Annotated in this window: 17 protein-coding genes; 7 read left to right on the forward strand and 10 right to left on the reverse strand. The window is 73.2% G+C overall.

Annotated features, from left to right (window positions below; translation table 11 throughout):
• Positions 1–69: 69 nt before the first annotated feature.
• Positions 70–1,272 carry a hypothetical protein gene (locus tag DOO78_RS20340; protein WP_111471708.1) on the reverse strand — a complete coding sequence of 401 codons (1,203 nt, stop codon included), beginning with the start codon at positions 1,270–1,272 and terminating at the stop codon, positions 70–72.
• 156 nt (positions 1,273–1,428) lie between these two features.
• Between DOO78_RS20340 and DOO78_RS20345 the strand changes: the two genes are divergently transcribed.
• On the forward strand, positions 1,429–3,483 hold the full coding sequence (locus DOO78_RS20345; protein ID WP_111471709.1) for a glycosyltransferase family 2 protein: 2,055 nt from the start codon (positions 1,429–1,431) through the stop codon (positions 3,481–3,483).
• On the opposite strand, the gene DOO78_RS20350 is transcribed toward DOO78_RS20345, so the two are convergent.
• From DOO78_RS20350 to DOO78_RS20390, 9 genes are all read right to left on the reverse strand, one after another.
• Positions 3,395–3,919 (reverse strand): HAD family hydrolase, encoded by a 525-nt coding sequence (locus DOO78_RS20350; protein ID WP_111471710.1) that lies wholly within the window; start codon positions 3,917–3,919, stop codon positions 3,395–3,397. The two genes, DOO78_RS20345 and DOO78_RS20350, sit on opposite strands and share 89 nt — an antisense overlap.
• Positions 3,920–3,933: 14 nt before the next feature.
• Positions 3,934–4,518, reverse strand: a complete 585-nt coding sequence (locus DOO78_RS20355; RefSeq protein WP_111471711.1) for a D-sedoheptulose 7-phosphate isomerase — start codon at positions 4,516–4,518, stop codon at positions 3,934–3,936.
• Between the two features lie 241 nt (positions 4,519–4,759).
• Entirely contained in the window at positions 4,760–6,187 is a 1,428-nt protein-coding gene (locus DOO78_RS20360) for an acetamidase/formamidase family protein (RefSeq protein WP_111471712.1), read from the reverse strand.
• A 105-nt stretch (positions 6,188–6,292) separates the two neighbouring features.
• Positions 6,293–7,033: a Crp/Fnr family transcriptional regulator gene (locus DOO78_RS20365; RefSeq protein WP_111471713.1), complete on the reverse strand. Its 741-nt coding sequence runs from the start codon at positions 7,031–7,033 to the stop codon at positions 6,293–6,295.
• A gap of 139 nt (positions 7,034–7,172) precedes the next feature.
• A complete protein-coding gene (locus DOO78_RS20370) occupies positions 7,173–7,547 on the reverse strand; it encodes a phage tail fiber protein (protein WP_111471714.1) in 375 nt (124 codons plus the stop codon).
• An 81-nt stretch (positions 7,548–7,628) separates the two neighbouring features.
• Complete coding sequence (locus DOO78_RS20375) at positions 7,629–7,931, reverse strand: hypothetical protein (RefSeq protein WP_111471715.1); 303 nt, start codon at positions 7,929–7,931, stop codon at positions 7,629–7,631.
• 25 nt (positions 7,932–7,956) lie between these two features.
• Positions 7,957–10,827, reverse strand: a complete 2,871-nt coding sequence (locus DOO78_RS27905) for a glycosyl hydrolase family 28-related protein (protein WP_111471716.1) — start codon at positions 10,825–10,827, stop codon at positions 7,957–7,959.
• 146 nt (positions 10,828–10,973) lie between these two features.
• The gene (locus DOO78_RS20385) at positions 10,974–11,627 is read right to left on the reverse strand and encodes a hypothetical protein (RefSeq protein WP_111471717.1); all 654 of its coding nucleotides are present in this window, start codon (positions 11,625–11,627) and stop codon (positions 10,974–10,976) included.
• Positions 11,628–11,877: 250 nt separating this feature from the next.
• Positions 11,878–12,243 (reverse strand): nucleotidyltransferase family protein, encoded by a 366-nt coding sequence (locus DOO78_RS20390; RefSeq protein ID WP_111471718.1) that lies wholly within the window; start codon positions 12,241–12,243, stop codon positions 11,878–11,880.
• Between the two features lie 283 nt (positions 12,244–12,526).
• Between DOO78_RS20390 and DOO78_RS20395 the strand changes: the two genes are divergently transcribed.
• Genes DOO78_RS20395 through DOO78_RS20420 form a run of 6 tightly spaced genes read left to right on the forward strand, consistent with a single transcriptional unit; the run spans position 12,527 to position 18,830 of the window.
• The gene (locus DOO78_RS20395) at positions 12,527–13,624 is read left to right on the forward strand and encodes an extracellular solute-binding protein (RefSeq protein ID WP_111471719.1); all 1,098 of its coding nucleotides are present in this window, start codon (positions 12,527–12,529) and stop codon (positions 13,622–13,624) included.
• Positions 13,625–13,628: 4 nt separating this feature from the next.
• Positions 13,629–14,690 carry an ABC transporter ATP-binding protein gene (locus DOO78_RS20400; RefSeq protein WP_207802987.1) on the forward strand — a complete coding sequence of 354 codons (1,062 nt, stop codon included), beginning with the start codon at positions 13,629–13,631 and terminating at the stop codon, positions 14,688–14,690.
• Positions 14,687–15,559, forward strand: coding sequence for an ABC transporter permease (locus DOO78_RS20405; protein ID WP_111471721.1), 873 nt, complete (start codon positions 14,687–14,689; stop codon positions 15,557–15,559). Before DOO78_RS20400 ends, DOO78_RS20405 begins: the two co-directional genes overlap by 4 nt.
• Positions 15,556–16,365 carry an ABC transporter permease gene (locus DOO78_RS20410; RefSeq protein WP_111471722.1) on the forward strand — a complete coding sequence of 270 codons (810 nt, stop codon included), beginning with the start codon at positions 15,556–15,558 and terminating at the stop codon, positions 16,363–16,365. The genes DOO78_RS20405 and DOO78_RS20410 overlap by 4 nt, the downstream gene beginning before the upstream one ends.
• 55 nt (positions 16,366–16,420) lie before the next feature.
• Entirely contained in the window at positions 16,421–17,623 is a 1,203-nt protein-coding gene (locus DOO78_RS20415) for a pyridoxal phosphate-dependent aminotransferase (RefSeq protein ID WP_111471723.1), read from the forward strand.
• Positions 17,624–17,627: 4 nt separating this feature from the next.
• Positions 17,628–18,830, forward strand: a complete 1,203-nt coding sequence (locus DOO78_RS20420) for a pyridoxal phosphate-dependent aminotransferase (RefSeq protein WP_111471724.1) — start codon at positions 17,628–17,630, stop codon at positions 18,828–18,830.

Here is an 18,830-nt window from a genome sequence, read left to right on the forward strand (position 1 = left end):
ACACAGGCGGGCCAGCCCCGGGGCCGCGCCTGCCGGCACCGCCCCGGAACCGAAATACTTCCGCAGATTTCATGCGATGGTACGGGTTTCCTGTCCAGTGCCTTGCGCTGCGGGATCGTTCGCCGCGTCTCCCGCCGGCGGCGCATCCATGATCCGCAGATGCGCCTCCAGCACCCCGGCCGGGCAGGGCGCCTCCGCCGGCACCAGGGCCGGCCAGCCCTCCACCCCCGGCAGCCGGCCGGGATTGCGCCGGATCAGCTCGGTCTTGAGGAAGGGGAAGCCGAGGCGGCGCACCAGGGCGAGCCAGAAATGATGCGTCGGGTTCAGCGGCTGGGTGGCGAAGAGCGCGTCCCGCTCGGCCGCCGGCATCTGCTCGAGCTCGCGCAGCAGGGGGTGGGAGGCGGCGAGCTGCGCCCGCTCCGCCGGATCGGCCAGCGTCGCCGCGATCAGCCGGCGATAGCCGAACAGTGCCGCGACCTGGTGGCCGCGGGCCCGCATCCAGCGCGCCACGCGCAGCTCGCCGCGCTGCACGACCAGCCATTTCGAATGGCTCATGCGCATCGCCAGCAGGAAATGGAACAGGTCGGCGACCGCCGCCCGGCCGCGGGCGAGCAGGAAGTAGCTCTGCAGATGCGGCCCGCCCTGGATGCTCTCGGTGAGGCCGAACAGCCCCTCGCCGCCCTCGCGTAGCGCCCCCAGCACCGGCTCGAGCGGCAGGATGGGGCCGAGCACGCTGTCATTGGCGAGCAGCAGCTCGGTGGCCTCGGGCCAGCGGCGCCGCGCCTCGGCGGCCAGGTCCTGCCAGGCGCCGAAGTCGCGGGCGAAATTCCGCCGCTGCGCCACCAGCGCGCAATGCTGCCGCGCCGCCTGCCAGTCCGCCGCCGGCACCGCCTCCGCCATGGTGATGAAGACGATGGCGAAGCCCTCGGCCGCGAGCAGGGCAAGCTGGCGGCGCACCATCTCCGAGACCTGGCCGGAGGCGGCGAAATGCACGTAGAGCGCGACCGACCGCGCCCCGGGCCGGGGGTCCAGCCCTTCCTCCAGCCGCCGCAGCGGCGGCGCGCCGCCGCGCAGCCGCCGCAGCGCATCCTGCGGCAGGGCGCCGGCCACCTCCGCCAGCACCTGCCCGATCCGCCAGGCGAGGCGCCGCCAGGTGCCGGCGGTGCTGTAGCCATGCACCGCCCGGCGCAGGCCCGGCGGGTCGAGGATCAGCGGCGTCAGCGCATAGGGCTCGGGCGCCGCGGCCGGAAGGGGCCGCGCGGCGGTGGGCATGGGCAGGACCTTCGGACGGGAGGGATGGGACGGGCACGGCCGGGCCGCGGCCGGCCGGACAATGGTCGCCGCCGGGCGGAGCGTCAAATTCCCATCAAGCTTTCGTGACACTGCCCCTGTTTCCCGTCCAGGCTGCAGGCGGTACCCCGCCGGCGCATGTCCCTCCCCCCCCAGCCCGGCCCCGCACCCGCCGCATCGCCCGCCGGCACCGCCTCGGCCCTCACCCCCTCGCAGCGTCTGCGGCTGGCGCTGCAGCAGGCCTGGCGCGGCGCCTGGGGCCTGCTGCCGGACTGGGTGCTGCCGCTCCGCATCCGCCTCGCCGGGCTGGCGCGCTCCCTGCTCGGCGAGCCGCCGACCGGCCGCTACGACCCCGAGGACCGGCGCGGCTATGCCCGCTGGATCGCCCGCTTCGACACCCTGGCCGAGACGGACCGCGCCGCGATCCGCGCCCATATCGCCGCCATGCCGGCGCCGCCGCTGATCTCGGTGGTGATGCCGGCCTATGAGACGCCGGAGCTGCTGTTGCGCGCCGCCATCGCCTCGGTGCGCGCCCAGCTCTGGCCGCATTGGGAGCTCTGCATCGCCGACGACGCCTCGCCCTCGCCGCATGTGGCGCGGGTGCTGGCCGAGATCGCCGCCGAGGAGCCGCGGCTGCGCTGGGTGCGGCGGGAGCGCAACGGCCACATCTCGGCCGCCAGCAACAGCGCCCTCGCCCTGGCGCGGGGCGACTACGTGGCGCTGCTCGACCATGACGACCTGCTGGCCGAGACGGCGCTCTACGAGGTGGCGGCGGCGATCGAGGCGGATCCGGAGGCGGCCGTGCTCTATTCGGACGAGGACAAGCTCGATGCCGAGGGGCAGCGCTTCGGCGCCTATTTCAAGCCGGATTTCGACCCCGACCTGCTGCTCGGGCAGAATTTCGTCAGCCATCTCGGCGTCTACCGGCGCGACCTGCTGGAGCGGCTGGGCGGGCTGCGCGAGGGGCTGGAGGGCAGCCAGGACCACGACCTCGCCCTGCGCGCCGCGGCGGCGGTCGGCCCGGCCCGGGTGCGGCACATCCCGGCCATCCTCTATCACTGGCGGCAGACCGGCCAGGCGGACAGCTTCTCCCAGGCGCAGCTCGACCGCTGCACGGCGGCGAGCCGGCGGGCGGTCGCCGACCTGCTGGCGGCGCAGGGCGTCGCGGCGCGGCTGGAGCCCTCCCCCCTCGCCCCCACCCATACGCGGGTGGTCTGGCCGCTGCCGGAGCCGGCGCCGCTGGTCTCCGTCATCGTCCCGACCCGCGACCGCGCCGGGCTCCTCGCCGCCTGCGCCGAGGGCGTGCTGGAGAAGACCGACTATCCGGCGATCGAGCTCCTCATCGTCGACAACGGCAGCGAGGAGGCGGAGACGCTGGCGCTGTTCGTGCGGCTGCGCGCCGATCCGCGGGTGCGCATCCTGGCCTCGCCCGGCCCCTTCAACTACGCGGCGCTGAACAACCAGGCCGCCGCCGCGGCGCGGGGCGAGCTGCTGCTGCTGCTGAACAACGACATCGAGGTGATCGAGCCGGGCTGGCTGCGCGAGCTGGCGAGCCAGGCGATGCGGCCGGAGGTCGGCGCGGTCGGCGCCCGGCTGCTCTATGCCGATGGGCGGCTGCAGCATGGCGGCGTCGTCATCGGCGTCGGCGGCGTCGCCGACCACTACCTGCTGCGCAGCGAGCCGGGCGATTCCGGCTATTTCGGCTCGCTGGCCCTGGTGCGGGAGGTGGCGGCAGTGACCGGCGCCTGCCTCGCCCTGCGCAAATCGGTGTTCGAGGCGGTGGGCGGGCTGGATGCGCAGAACCTCGCCGTCGCCTTCAACGACATCGATCTCTGCCTGCGCATCCGCGAGGCCGGCTGGCGCATCCTCTGGACGCCCTTCGCCGCGCTCCACCACCTGGAATCGGCTTCGCGCGGGAAGGACCATGCGCCGGAGAAGGCGCGGCGCTTCGCCGGCGAGATCGCCCATATGAAGCGCCGCTGGGGCGAAGCGTTGCTGCGCGACCCCTTCTACAGCCGCTGGATGAGCCTGGACGGGGCGCATTGCGCCCTGGCGCGGGCGCCGCGGCGGGCAAAGCCCTGGGCGGCTTATATGGGCGGCGCGGTCAGCCGGCCCCGGCCAGCCATGCCGCTGCCGCCCGCACCGAGGGCAGCACCAGCGTCGCAGCCGGTGCCGCCGCGGGACGGTCGCTGACCAGCAGCCGGGTCCGCAGCCCGGCGCGCCGGCCGGCCTCCATGTCGCTCGCCTGGTCGCCGATGATGAGGGAGCCGGCGAGGTCGAGGCCGAGCGCCGCGGCGGCGTCATGCAGCATGCCAGGGCCGGGCTTGCGGCGCGGCGTGGCGCGGTCGGGATGGTCCGGGCAGTGCTCGATGCGGGCGAGCGGGGTACGGCGGGCGGCGAACTCGCCGGCGACCCAGCGCATCAGCGCCTGGAACTCCGCCTCGGTATAGAGACCACGGCCGATGCCGGACTGGTTGGTGACGACGACGAGGGCGAGGCCGCGGCGCGTCGCCGCCGCGGCGAGGTCGAAGATGCCCTCCACGAAGTGGAAATCCTCGCGCCGGTGCACGTAGCCGTGGTCGATGTTGATGATGCCGTCGCGGTCGAGGAAGAGGGCGCGGCCCGACATGGGGGCGGTGCGGCTCAGCCGGCGCGGGGGAAGAGCCGGTGCTCGATCAGCTCGCAGATGAGGTGGCCGGCGACCTCATGCGCCTCCTGGATGCGCGGCGTAGCCTCGGCCGGGACGCGCAGGCAGAGGTCGCAGAGCCCCGGCATGGCGCCGCCCCCGGCGCCGGTGAAGCCGATCGTCACCATCCCGCGCTCCCGCGCCGCCCGCAGCGCCGCCAGGATGCCGGGGGAGCGGCCGGAGGTGGACAGCGCATAGAGCAGGTCGCCCGGCTGGCCCAGCGCCTCCACCTGCCGGGCGAAGACGCGGTCATAGCCATAGTCGTTGCCGATGGCGGTGAGGATGGAGCTGTCGGTGGTCAGCGCGATCGCCGGCAGGCCGGGCCGGTCGTAATGGAAGCGCCCGACCAGCTCCGCCGCCCAATGCTGCGCATCGGCGGCGCTGCCGCCATTGCCGCAGAGCAGGATCTTGCGCCCGGCGGCGAGGGCGGCGACGGAGCGCGCGGCGATGGCCTCGATCGCCGCGATGGCCGCGGCATCCCCGGCCAGGCGGCGCAGGCTCTCGGCGGAGGCCAGGATGGCGTCACGGATCTCGGCGGACATCGGATCCCCTGCGGGTTGCAGGCTGGTGGTCTAGCGCGGATCGCAGCGCCTGACAGCCGGGACATGGCCAGTCCCCTGCCCTCGGTCGCCGCCCGTTGCCCTGCCGCGGCTTTGCCGCGGCAGGCTGTGACGGATCTTGGGCCAGCGGGGACTCACCGGGGCCCCCATGACGGCGCGCAGCGACGTCATGGGGAAGAGCGCGGCCCCCGCGACGCCGCGCAGCGGTGTCGTGGGGATTGAATCATGCCTGCCCGGCGAAGACGTTCTTCTTGATGATGGCGTGCACGCCCCAATTGCCGTCCACCACCTGGGTGATGCCGAAATCGACGGCGACCGACATCAGCGAGATCGCCTCGTCCTCCGTCAGCCCCTTCTCCCCCATCAGGAAGCCACGCATCTTGCGGAAGGCGTCGCGCATCGCGAGGTCGATGGAGGATTTGGCGAAGATCGCGTTCTGCGCGTCGGGCCCCAGCTCGGCCAGGTAATTCGGGTAGCTGAAGCCCGACATCACCCAGTCCTCGGCCGTCTCGATCATCGGGAAGTCGAGGCCATCGAGCGGCGTGCCGCCGAGATCCGCCTTCTTGTGCAGGACCACCTGGAAGGTGCCGGTGAGCGAGCATTCGATGGCGGTGCCGCAGAGCTCGGAATCGCCCTGGCTGGCATGCGGGTCGCCGACCGAGAGCAGCGCGCCCGGCACCGCGACCGGGTAGTACATGGTCGCGCCCTTGCCGATGCGCCAATTGTCGATGTTGCCGCCGGTGTAGCTGGGCGGGATGGAATTGACGACCTCCGCCTCCTTCGGCGCCAGGCCCATGGTGCCGAAATGCGGCCGGATCGGCACGCGGATGTTCTTCAGCACGCCGAAGCGCCGCTCGGTGCGGCCGTGATCGACCGGCAGGCCGGGATAGTCGATGGTCGGATGCACCTTGCCGGTGGGGTCGGTCACCGGGACCCATCTGAAATTGTAGACCGCGCTCGCCCAGTTGCGGCTGCCGGTGGCGTCCAGCTCGTAGATCGTCACCACCTCGCGCGGCTTGTCGCCGGTCAGCAGGTCCTTGTAGTGGAAGCCCCAATTGGCCGCAGCGTTGCTGCCGAAGGCGAGGCCCTTGAAGGCGGGATTGGCCGAGGGGCGCGGCGCGACATCGAGGATGCGCACCTCCAGCACGTCGCCCGGCTCGGCGCCGCGCACGGCCACCGGCCCGGTGCAGATATGCACGCCGAGGCCGCCGCCATCGCCCGGCCCGGCGCCGCGGCGCATGACGCCCTTCTTGTCCTTCGTCCAGAGGAAGACGCTCTCGGCGCCGGGATCGCCCTGGACCATGCGCTCGGCATCGTCGTTGGCGTGGTGGGTCAGCGTCTCGATGGTGACGTAGTCGCCGGAATTGACCTCGAGGCGCGGCGCCAGGCTCTTGCTGAAATAGCCCCAATGCACCGTCTCGGCATTCGCCGGCAGGCTGTGCAGCCGCGGGCCGCCGGCGGCGCGCGCCGCGGAGGCCTGGGCCAGGGCGGGGGGCACGAGGGAGATGCCGGCCGTGGCGAGCGCCGCCGCGCCGCCCGAGGCGGCGAAGCCGGATTTCAGGAAGGCCCGGCGCTCCTTGGCGAGGCCGGTGCGGAAATCGAGCCGATGCGTCTCGAAATCGCGGCAATTCGGATCGTCACCCTGGCACATCGCCCTCGCCCCCCCTGCGGCCCGACGGCGCTGCCGCCGGCGGTGAGGTGTTGCAAGGATAATGCCAGGAAGGAGGCAGGCGGGCCGCCCGGTGGGCGGCGCGGCTCAGCGCTCGGACGCGAGCCCCTCGGCGAGGTCGGAGATCGCCGCGACATCGAGCAGCTCGACCCGGTGATGCAGCGGCTCGCGGATCCAGCCGCGCTTGCGGAAGGCCGTCAGGCTGCGGCTGACCGTCTCGAGCGTCAGGCCAAGGAAATCGGCGATGTCCGCCCGGGTCATCGGCATCTCCAGCACCTGCCGCTCCGTCCCCCGCCGGCGCTCGGCCGCGACGAGGGAGAGCAGGAAGGCGGCCACCCGCGCCTCGGCCGAGCGGCGGCCGACGGTGACGAGCTGCTCCTGCGTCGCGGTCAGCTCCTGCACGCAGAGATCGAGCAGGCGGCGCTCGAGCTTCGGGTAGCGCTGCAGCAGCGCATCGAGCTGCCGCCGCTCGAGCCGGCAGATCCGGGCCTCGGTCAGCAGCTCGGCATCGAAGGGGTAGCTGCCCAGGGTGGTGTAGCCGATCACGTCGCCGGCGAAGCGGAAGCCCACCACCTGCTGCTTGCCGTCCGGCAGCAGCCGGGAGAGCTTGGCGAAGCCCTCGATCAGGGTGAAGACCTTGCCGGCCGGGTCGCCTTCGCGGAAGATCGTGCTGTGCGCCGGCAGCACGACCTGCTGCGATTCCGCCGAGATCTCGTCCAGCGCCGCCGCGTCGAGCGGCTGGCAGAGGCCGGCGATGCGGCTGCCGCAACGGTCGCAGATCGTGACCCGGGTCTCCGGGGCAAGCTGGGCGGCGTCGAACGGATTCAAGGCGGTCTCCGGTGCTATTCCGCAAACTAGCTGAGCGCCACCGTCGGATACAAGCCGTCAGCCATGCGGGCCGGTCCAGGGAGGCATGACGGGCCGGGCGCCGCGGCCCGGCGGGGCGCTCCCGCCGGGCCCCTCGCCCTCAGCTCGCGCTCAGCATCAGGGCGGCGGCGTTCAGGGTCACGCTGCCCGGGCCGGTGACGACGGCCGGCTGCGACAGGGCCGACCAGGTCAGCGCATTGCCGCCGCTCGCCGCGTCGAAGAGGCCGACATGCGTCATGGTGCCGGCGGCGGCGGTGAAGGTGAAGCGGATGGCGTCGGTGTTCTGCTGCACCCCGGTGCCGGTGAAGGTCACCCGCTGCCGGGCATAGCCGTTGCCGGCCGGCTCGCCGATGAGCCCCGTGGCGTCGCTGCCGCCGGTGCCGAGGCCGAGATAGACTTGGCTCGGCAGGGCCGGGGCGCGGGCGCAGAGGGCGCGGCCGAGGAGGTTCTTCGCGTAATCGGTGAGGTCGGGCATGCTCTACTCTCCTGTGTCGGGGTTGCGGCGGGGCGCGGCCGCCCCGCCCCGGTTGGGATCCCGGTCGGGATGCGGCGCCGCTCAGCCCTCCTCGGCATCGGCGAACCAGACCACGCCGTCGCTCGCCGGCTGGCTGCGGGCCGCGGCGTAGAGCGCGGCGCTGGTCACCGCATGCAGGTCCGGCAGGCCGAGCGCCCCGGCCTGCACGCGATAGGCGATGCCGGGCAGCGGCGCCTTGCCGGCAAGCCGCGCCTCGCGGGTCGGGTAGCCATGCAGGCGGAACTCGGCGATGCCGGCGGCATGGTCGATCTGGCAGTGCGTCAACCGCCAATAGGTGGCGACGAGGCCGGTGTTGCGGATCTCGATCGGCTTGATCAGGGCCATGGGGCACGCTCCACAGGAAGGGGGGTCAGCCGACGACCTCGACGGAGAGGATGCGGGCGACCCAGTTGATGGTCTTGTTCGCCTCGCCCTGGACGGTGATGGCGAGGGCGCCGTTGCTGGTGTCGGCGACGATGGCCATCTTCCAGGCGCTGTTGGCCGCCGAGTCGCCGCCGTTGCTCGGCGCGACCGGCGTCGCGCTGCCGGGCGCCAGCACCACGGTCGCGCTGGCGCTGGCGCCGCGCCTGACGAGGATGTCGCGGCCCCAGCTCGCGCAGTCGCCGACCGTGCCGGCGGTGCCGCCCACCTGCCGCGCCACCAGCAGCAGCTTGGCGGCGAAGGCGGCGTTGCCCGGCAGGCTCAGTAGGTTGCCGGCGCCCGGGGCAAGGCCGTCCAGGGTCAGCACCGTGGCGGCCGCATCCGTGGTCTGGCGGCGCAGCACGAACTCGCCGGCCTGCGCGTCGCCCGGGGTGCTGAAGCAGCCATTGGCCCAGGCGCCGCGGCCGGGATGGCCGCGGGTATCCGCCTGCTGGCCGCCCGGCACCCAGGCATTGGCGCTGCCGGCCGTGTTGCCGCTGCCGCCCGCGACCGTCGCGGCGGCGGCGGAGGCGGTGTTGCCGCCGCCGCCGCCGATCGTCGCCAGGGCGCCGCTCGCCACCTGTGTCGCCTGGTCGCGGCTGCCCTGCCAGTCCGTGGCGTTGCTGCCGCGGGCATTGCCGCCGCCCGCCGTGGCATCGGCGGGCTGCCGCTGCGCCGGGCGCGCCCAGACGAAGGCCGTGGTGGCGAGCGCCGTGCTGCTGTTGGTCGCGGCCTGGGTGGGCGCGGTCGGCGTGCCGGTCAGCGCCGGGGAGGCCAGCGGCGCCGCGCCGGCGATGTCGGCGACCGCCAGCGCCACGGCACCGGTCCGGCCGGCCACCGAGGCGACCGGCGCGGCGCCTGCCGCCGCGGCCGCGAAGCCGCCGATATCGGCGCTGGTCAGCGTGATCGCACCGGTCCGGCCGGCCACCGAGGCAACCGGCGCGGCGCCTGCCGCCGCGGCCGCGAAGCCGCCGATATCGACGGTGGTCAGCGTGACCGCACCGGTCCGGCCGGCCACCGAGGCAACCGGCGCGGCGCCTGCCGCCGCGGCCGCGAAGCCGCCGATATCGGCGGTGGTCAGGGTCACCGCGCCGGTCCGGCCGGCAACGCTCGTGACCGCGCCCGCGCCGCCGCCGCTCGTCGCATAGCCCTGCGCCCGCACCCAGGCGGTGGTGGCGACGGCGGTCGAGGCATCGGCCGTGGGCGGCGTCACCGTGCGCAGCAGCCCGCTGCCCTTGCCAGCGAGGCCGAGGTCGATATTGGCATCGATCCCCTGCGCCTGCAGGGCGACCTGGCCGCCGGTGGCGCCGCCGGTCACCGTCAGGTGGTTGGCGCCGGAGACCGGCATCGCCACCTCCAGCGCATGCGCGCCCGGCGCGTCGCCGAAGGTCAGCGTGCCGGCGCTGGTCACGCGCAGCACCTCCGCCCCGCCCGCGGCCACCGCCAGGGCGCCCGCCGCCGGCTGGAAGAGGCCGGTATCGGCGCTGCCGAGCGCGAGGCCCGGCCGCGCCGCCCGCCCGGCCGGCGCGCCGGCGGCGCAGAGCGCATTGGTGCCGGCATTGACCAGGCCGCCGCCATTGCCGCGCTCGAGCAGCGGCGGGGCGCCGAGATAGAGCTGGTTCGCCGCGTTGCCGCCGCTATCGGCGAGGTAGATCGCCGTCGCGCCGTTGTTGCGGTAGTTGTAGCGCACGCAGCGCAGCGAGAAGATGTCGAGCCGGTTGCCGCTGCCGTTCACCCGGACGGCGTTGTCCTCCACCGCGTCGATGCGCAGGTTGCCGACATGCAGCCGCGTGTTCGAGGCATTGACGTAGAGCCCGATGCCGCCGGCCAGGGGCGGGCCGCCGGCGTTGAAGATCTCGCCCTGGTGGGTGAGGCTGGCGATCTGCCCGTCGGTGCCGCCGGCCTCGATCCAGACGCCGTACTGGCAGAAATCCACATAGGCCTGGCCGATGTAGAATTTCGTCGTCATGCCCGCGGTCGAGGAGGCGAAGCGGAACATGCTGCGGTAGCCGAGCGCGAAGGCCTGGTCGATGAAGACGCCGTCGCAGCGGCGGAAGACCATGGCGTCACCATTCGCCTGCTGCCAGCGCACCACGTCGTCGTCGCTGGTCCAGAAGGTCCAGAAATGCAGGCTGTGGATGCGCGGGATGTCGTAGCACTGGTCGATCTCGACGCCGGTCGTGAAGACCTGGCCGCGCAGCCGGCGGATATCGACCCGGCCGGAATTCCGCGCATAGATCCCGCGGTTGACGGCGCAGAGGAAGACATTGTCGAAATCGACGCCGCCGTAGCAATCCTCGACGCGGAAGACGTAGTCGTAGCCGGTCGGCGCCCAGCTCGCATCCTGCGCGGCGTTGTGCTGCTGCACCACGGCGAGGTCGCGCACCGCCGAGCCGCGCGCCATGTCGCCGGTGAAGGTGAAGGGCGTGAAGCCGGTGCTGTCGATCCGCAGCCAGGTGCCCTGGCCGGGGCCGGGCCCCTCGGTGAAGCCGGCGCCCTGCAGGCGGATGGTGGCCCCGTAGATGCTGATGGCCGAGGCGATGCGGTAGACATGCGGGCCGAAGCTCAGCGTGCCGCCGCCCTTGGTCTTGAGGTCGTTGATCGCGGCCTGGATGGCGGGCGCGTCGTCGGTGACGCCGTCGCCGACGGCGCCGTAGTCGCGCACATGCGCGCCGCGATCGGCGAGCACGGCGCCGCGCAGCTGCGCCAGGGTGGCGCGGCGCGTCTCGAGGAAGCTGCCGCTGGACTGCACCAGCGGCGCGAGATCCGTATCCGCGGGGGCGTTGGCGGCGGGAAGCTCGCTGATCCTGACGTCGGGCATCGGTCTCCGGTCCGGATGGGCGCGCGTGGAGGGCCGGAGGACCGGCGCGACGCGGGCGGGCGGGGGGAATGCCGGTTCGCCGGCCCCGGGGGGGGCAGGGGCGGCGGCGCGGCGGCTTGGGCGGGCGTTCGGCCTCGGCGCGGCGCTCAGCGCCGCAGGCGGTTGCCCGATTCGGTCAGCAGGCCATCCGCGGCCTCGTCGAGCAGCAGCCCGGTATCGGGCGCGACGCTGAAGCTGCCGGAGAGCGCGGCGATCGCCGGATCAGCGGCGTCCTCGACGCGGATCCGGTAGCCGCTGCCGGTGGGCGGCGCGGCAAGGCTCGCCACCGCCTGGCCGTTCTGCACGGTCACGAGCTGCGCCGGCGGGATCAGCGTGCCGTCGGCCTGGCGCACGCTGAAGACCACCTGGCCGATCGGGCCGGCGACGCGGGCCGAGACCGGGATGCTGCCGCCGACCAGGATGCCGGCCGCGATCGGCGCGAGCAGGATGGTCCGCACCACCGCCGAGGCGGCCTGGCCGAAGCGGAAGCCCTGGGCGGAGGCGCGCAGCAGGCTCACCGGGCCGACCGTGCCGTCCAGCGTGACGCCCGGGCCCAGCGTGTCGTTGCTGCGCAGCGGCACGATCGCCATGGCGTCCGAGGTCTGCAGCACCATCAGGTCGCCCGGCTGCAGGCTGTCCGCGACCGGTGCGAAATAGCCATCGGCGCTGACCATCGCCCGGCTGTCCGAGGTGCGGTAGTGCCAGAGGTTGAAGGCGCTGGTCTGGATCAGCGCGTTGAAGCTGGCCGGGCTGAAGGGCACGGGGTTCTCTCCGTCTCGGCAACGGCCGGTCGCGACGGCGCCCCGTGGGGCGCGGATGCGCTCCTCGGGGGTGCCGCCGGCGGCGGGCGCGGATGGTGCGGGGACGCGTCGGGCGCAGTTCGGCCGTCGGCCCGTCCGGGATATCCGGGAACGATCCGCAGTGTCAAGGAAAAATCTCCTAATACTGCGCCTGTCTGCCTGGCCGCCATCCGCTGCGGCCACCGGGCGTCACGGCGCCGGCAGGCGCTACCTACCATTCGATCCGCGGCGGCTCCGTCCCCGTGGACGAGGCCTCCCGCAATGCGCCCCGTACCGGGCCCAGGGCCCGGTTCACGGGGGCCATCTCGGCGAGGCGCGTCTCCATCGCGGCTTCGCGCTCCTGCGCGGCCGCCTTGCCCCGCTCGAAGGCGTCGTAGGCTTCCTCCGTCCTGGGGGCTCTTGGCCCCAGGCTGCGATGCACCTTGCCGACGCGGCGATAGAGATAGTCCTTGCCCGACACCTCCTGCCAGACCATGCGGCGGGCGAGGTCGCCACGGGTGACGAGGTATGCTTCGTAGAGCTGCGGCGCATCGATGCGCTGGCGGCGCTGTTCGTTGGATAACTCTCTGAAAAGCATATTTTTACCCCATTTGGGGCCGATCGCCTGCCCGATGAGGGTAAATCATTTTCGCACAACCGCTTAGCGGCAAAGAATGGCTATCCCGGCATGATATCGCATCCGCCCCTCCCGGGGCGCGATGCCGTGCCGGCAGGCTGGGCGGCGCTCTCGGCGCAAGATCGAGCAAGGCCCGGCTCCGCCAGGCCGTGGGGAAGAAGGCCCTGTGCCGCCGATTGCCGGTCGGAAGCGCGGGCGATCCGCGCTAGCCTCCCCCTCCCTTCCGATCCGAACGGGATGGCTGATGCGCCGAACCTGCCTGCTCGCCTGCCTGCTGCTGCCCGCCCTGCTGCTCGCCCGCCTCGCGGCGGCGGAGACGGTGCTGAACGTCTATAATTGGTCCGACTACATCGACCCGGCGGTGATCGCCCGCTTCGAGCAGCAGACCGGCATCCGGGTGCGCTACGATGTCTACGACAGCCTGGAGACGCTCGAGGGCAAGCTCTCCGCCGGCCGCTCCGGCTACGACATCATCGTGCCGACCAGCGAGCCGAGCTTCGCCCGCCTGGTGCGCGCCAAGGCGCTCCTGCCGCTCGACCGGAGCCGCATCCCGCACTGGCGCAACCTCGATCCCGGGCTGATGCAGCGCGTCGCCGCGGTCGATCCCGGCAACCGCTTCGGTGCCATCTATCTCTGGGGCACGGTCGGCCTCGGGGTGCGGCTGGACCGGGTGCGGGCGCTCTGGCCGGAGGCACCGCTGCAGGCGCCCGACCTGCTGCTGCGGCCGGAGAACGCCGCCCGGCTCGCCGGCTGCGGCCTGGCGGTGATGGACAGCGCGACCGACGTGCTGCCGACGGTCCTCGCCTGGCTGGGCAAGGATCCGAACTCGGCCGAGCCGGCCGATCTCCGCGCCGCCGAGCAGGCGCTGCTCGCCATCCGGCCGCATCTGCGCGCCATCCCCGGCTCCGGCGCCCTGCTCGACATGCTGGCGAGCGGCGAGATCTGCGTCGCCCTGACCTATAGCGGCGACGTCATCCAGGCCGCCGCGCGGGCGAAGGCGGCCGGCCGCGGGGTGGAGCTCGGCTACCTGGTGCCGCCGGGCGGCGCGCATCTCTGGTTCGACATGCTCGCCGTGCCGGCCGATGCGCCGCATCCCGAGGCCGCCTTCGCCTTCATCGACTTCCTGCTGCAGCCGGAGAGCATGGCCGCCATCACCGACAAGGTGCGCTACCCGAATGCCGTCCCGGCCAGCCGGCCGCTGCTGGCCGAGGCGGTGCGCGAGGATCCGACCATCTACCCGCCGGAGGCGGCGCTGGCCCATGCCTTCGTCGCCGGCACGCCGGGCCAGGGCGCGGAGCGGCTGCGCAGCCGGCTCTGGACCCGCTTCCGCGCGGGTCGTTGAGGCCTTGGCCGAGCCGCTGCTGCGCCTGGCGGGGATCACCCGCCGCTTCGGCGCGACGCTCGCCCTGGACGGCCTCAGCCTCGAGGTCCGGCCGGGCGAGTTCCTCGCCCTGCTCGGCGGCAGCGGCTCCGGCAAGTCGACCCTACTGCGGATCGTCGCGGGCTTCGAGGCGGCGGATGCCGGGCAGGTGCTGCTGCAGGGGCGCGACATCACCGCCCTGCCGCCGCATGCGCGGCCGGTCAGCATGGTCTTCCAGAGCTATGCGCTGTTCCCGCATCTCTCGGTCTTCGACAACGTCGCCTATGGGCTGCGGCGCGAGGGGGTGGCGCGGGCCGAGATCGCCCGCCGCGTCGCCGAGGCCCTGGCGCTGGTCGGGCTGGCCGGGCTGGAGCGCCGCCGGCCGGGGCAGCTCTCGGGCGGGCAGCGGCAGCGCGTGGCCCTGGTCCGCAGCCTGGTGAAGCGCCCGCCCCTGCTGCTGCTGGACGAGCCGCTGGCGGCGCTCGATGCCGGGCTGCGCGAGCGCACCGGGCTTGAGCTGCGCGCCCTGCAGCGGGCGACCGGGGCCGGCTTCGTCATGGTGACGCATGACCAGGGGGAGGCGCTGGCGCTGGCCGACCGCGTGGCGGTGCTGGAGGCGGGGCGGCTGGCGCAGCTCGACACGCCGCAGGCGCTCTACGAGCGGCCGGCGACGCGGCACGTCGCCGCCTTCCTCGGCGCCGCCAACATCCTGGAGGGCCGGGTCGAGCCCGATGGCCGGGTGGCCTGCGCTGCCGGCTGCCACCTGCGCCCCGCCGCGCCGGCCGGGCCGCCCGGGACGCTGGCCGCCTTCGCCCTGCGCCCGGAGCGCATCCGCCTCCTCGCCACCGGCGCCCCGCCGGCGGAGAACGGCATCCTGGCCCGGGTGAAGGACCTCGCCTATCGCGGCGACGGCTGGATGGCGGTGGCGGCGCTGCCGGGCGGCGGCGAATGGCGCGTCGCCCTGCCGGCCGGGGCGGCGCCGCCCGCGCCCGGGGCCGCGGTCGCCCTGGCCTGGGCGGCCGAGAGCCTGGCGCCGCTCGCCGCATGAGACGCTGGCTGCTGCTGCCGCCCTTCCTCTGGTTGCTGCTGCTGGTGGCGGCGCCGGTGGCGATCCTGGCCGTCATCGCGGTCTCCGAGGGCTCGGCCGGCGTGCCGCCCTTCCGCCCGCCCCTCTCCCTCGCGGAGGGCTGGCAGGGAACGCTGGAGCCGCTGCGCCTGCTGCTGGCCGATGTCTTTTACCTTGACGCCTTCCTGCGCTCGCTGCTGGTCGCCTTCGCCACCGCCGCCCTCTGCCTGGCGCTGGCCTATCCGATGGCGCTCGGCATCGCCGCCAGCCCGGCGCGCTGGCAGATGCCGCTTGCCGCCCTGGTCCTGCTGCCCTTCTGGACCGGCTTCCTGCCGCGGCTCGGCGCCTGGATCGGGCTGCTGCGCGACGGCGGCTGGGTGAACCGCCTGCTGCAGGGGGCGGGCCTGACCGCGGGGCCGCTGCCGCTGCTCTACACCGATGCGGCGATGCTGGTCGGGATGGTGCATGCCTACCTGCCCTTCGCGGTGCTGCCGCTGGCCACAGTGCTGCTGCGGCGCGACCGGGCGGTGGAGGAGGCGGCCGCCGATCTCGGCGCCACGCCCTGGGTGGTGTTCCGCAGCGTCACCCTGCCGCTCTCCCTGCCCGGGGCGCTGGCCGCCTTCCTGCTGGTCTTCATCCCGGCCGCCGGGGAGTTCGTGATCCCCGAGCTGCTCGGCCCGCCGGAGGCGATGCTGGTCGGCCGGGCGCTCTGGGTGGAGTTCTTCCAGAACCGCGACTGGCCCCTGGCCGCGGCGCTGGCCCTCGCCCTGCTGCTGGTGCTCATCCTGCCGATCTGCCTCTTCCAGCGCCTGGAGGATGCCGGGGAGGCCCGCGGGAGCGGGCCCTCGTGAGGCGCCTCGGCCTTGCCCTCGGCCTCGCCTTCCTCTGGCTGCCGATCCTGCTGCTGGTCGGCTACGCCTTCAGCGCCGACCGCATCCCCTTCCAATGGGGCGGGCTCTCGCTGCGCTGGTTCCGCGCCCTGGCGGCGAACGGGCGGATGCTGGAGGCCGCCTGGCTGTCGCTGCGCATCGCCGCCGGCGCCGCGACGCTCGCCGTGCTGCTCGGCGGCCTGGCGGGCTGGGCGCTGGCGCGCTTCGGCCGGTTCCGCTTCCGGGCCCTGTTCGGGGTGCTGGCCGGGGCGCCGCTGGTGCTGCCGGAGGTGGTGACCGGCCTCTCGCTGCTGCTGCTCTTCGTGGTGCTGCAGGGCGCGGCCGAGGCGGCCTTCGGCTGGGCGCCGGGGCGCGGCGCGGCGACGGTGCTGCTGGCGCATGCGACGCTCGGCCTCGCCTATGTGGCGGTGGTTGTGCAGGCGCGGCTGGCCGGGCTGGACCCGGCGCTGGAGGAGGCGGCGGCCGATCTCGGCGCCGGCCCCTTCACGGTCTTCCGCACCGTCACCCTGCCGCTGATCGCCCCGGCGCTGGCCGCCGGCTGGCTGCTCGCCTTCACCCTCTCGCTCGACGACGTGGTGGTGGCGAGCTTCGTCTCCGGCCCGGCGGGGACGACCCTGCCGATGCTGGTCTTCTCCCAGCTCCGCATGGGGCTGACGCCGGAGATCAACGCGCTGGCGGCCATGGTGCTCGGCCTCGCCGCGCTGCTGGTCGGCGCAGCGGCACTCATTCTCGGGCGGAATGGCCGGGTCGGCGACAGCGCGGGTTGAAGCATCGGGGGCGCGCAGCTAGGGTCCGGCCTCCCCGCATGTCCGGCAGGACCCCATGAAGCTCATCGCCGACCGCCTCGACCGCATCTCCCCCTCGCTGACCATTGCCATGACCAGCAAGGCGCGGGCCCTCAAGGCGGCGGGGAAGGATGTCATCGGCCTGGCCGCCGGCGAGCCGGATTTCGACACCCCGCAGAACGTCAAGGACGCGGCCATCGCCGCCATCCAGCGCGGCGAGACCAAATACACCGACGTCGCCGGCACCCCGGCGCTGCGCCAGGCCGTCGCCGCCCGCTTCAAGGCGGATCACGGCATCGACTACAAGCCGGAGGAGATCCTGATCGCCACCGGCGGCAAGCAGGTGATCTTCGACGCCTTCCTCGCCACCGTGCAGCAGGGCGACGAAGTGATCATCCCCTCCCCCTGCTGGGTCTCCTACCCGGACATCGTCGAGCTGGCCGAGGGCAAGCCGGTGATCGTCCGCGGCGACGAGAACATGGGCTTCAAGCTGCGGCCGGAGCAGCTCGAGGCGGCGATCACGCCGAAGACCAAGTGGTTCCTGCTCAACAACCCGTCCAACCCGACCGGCGCCGCCTATTCGGCCGAGGAGCTGAAGGCGCTGACGGACGTGCTGATGAAGCACCCGCATGTCTGGGTCTTCACCGACGACATCTACAACAAGCTGGCCTATGACGGCTTCCGCCCGGCGACGGTGCTGGAGGTGGAGCCGCGGCTGCGCGACCGCACCGTGACGATGAACGGCTGCTCCAAGGCCTATGCGATGACCGGCTGGCGCATCGGCTATGCCGGCGCGCCGGCGCATCTCATCAAGCAGATGGACAAGCTGCAGAGCCAGTCCACCAGCAACACCAGCAGCATCAGCCAGGCCGCGGCGGTCGAGGCGCTGACCGGGCCGCAGGACTCCATCGAGACCATGAAGGTGGCCTACAAGCGCCGCCGCGACATGGTGGTGGAGATGCTGAACGCCGCCCCCGGCCTGCGCTGCCACAAGCCGGAAGGCGCCTTCTACGTCTTCCCCTCCATGCAGGGCTGCATCGGCAAGACCACGAAGTCGGGCAAGCGGATCGAGACGGACGAGGATTTCTGCATCGCCCTGCTCGAGGAGGAGGGGGTCGCCTGCGTGCACGGCGCCGCCTTCATGTATCCCGGCTATTTCCGCATCAGCTACGCGACCAGCGACGAGGCGCTGAAGGATGCCTGCACGCGCATCCGGCGCTTCTGCGAAGGCATGCACTAGGCCCATGCCCGAGCTCGCCCAGCGCCTCGCCAAGGTCCAGGTCTCGGCCTCCGCCGCCATGACGGCGAAGGCGCGGGAGATGCGGGCGCGCGGCGTCCCGGTCATCAGCCTCGCCAATGGCGAGCCGGATTTCGCCACCCCCCGGCACGCCATCGAGGCCGCCTATCAGGCGGCGCTGGCGGGCGACACCAAATACCCGCCGCAGGGCGGCACGCCGGCGCTGAAGGCAGCCATCGCGCGCAAGTTCAAGCGCGACAACAGCCTCGACTACGGGCCGGACGAGATCATCGTCGGCAACGGCGGCAAGCAGGTGATCTTCAACGCCTTCATGGCGACGATCGATCCGGGCGACGAGGTGGTGATCCCCTCGCCCTTCTGGGTCTCCTATGCCGACATGGCGAAGGTGCCGGGCGGCGTGCCGGTCACCGTCTCCTGCCCGCAGAACAACCGCTTCCTGCCGCGGCCGGAGGATATCGAGGCGGCGATCACCCCGCGCACCAAATGGGTGATGCTGAACTTCCCCGGCAACCCGACCGGCGCCGTGGCCCCGCGCGAATTGCTCGGCGCGATCGGCGAGGTGCTGCTGCGCCATCCGGATCTCTGGGTGCTGTCGGACGACATGTACGAGCACCTGCTCTATGACGGGCACCGCTTCTCGACCATCGCCGAGGTGACGCCGGGGCTGAAGGACCGTACGCTGACGGTCAACGGCTGCTCCAAGACCTATGCCATGACCGGCTGGCGCATCGGCTTCGGCGGCGGGCCGGCGAAGCTGATCAAGGGCATGTTCAACATGCAGGGCCAGGCGACGGCGGGCGTCTCCACCGTCGGCCAGGCGGCGGCGGCGGCGGCGCTCGACGGGCCGCAGGCGCTGGTGGAGGAGCACCGCCGCGTCTACGAGCAGCGGCGCGACCTGGCCGTCGAGATGCTGAACGCCGCCCGCGGCGTCACCTGCCACAAGCCCGAGGGCGCCTTCTACGTCTTCCCCAACATCGCGGGCTGCCTCGGCCGGGTGACCAAGGGCGGGCGGCGGATCGAGACGGATACGGATTTCGTCGCGGCGCTGCTCGAGGAGAAGCATGTGGCGGCGGTGCAGGGCGCGGCCTACGGCATGTCGCCGCATATGCGCATCTCCTACGCGACGGATACGGCGAGCCTGACCGAGGCCTGCACCCGCATCCAGGAATTCTGCGCGGAATTGTCCTGA

Origin of the sequence: Roseicella frigidaeris (assembly GCF_003258945.1) — a bacterium.
GTDB lineage: Bacteria > Pseudomonadota > Alphaproteobacteria > Acetobacterales > Acetobacteraceae > Paracraurococcus > Paracraurococcus frigidaeris.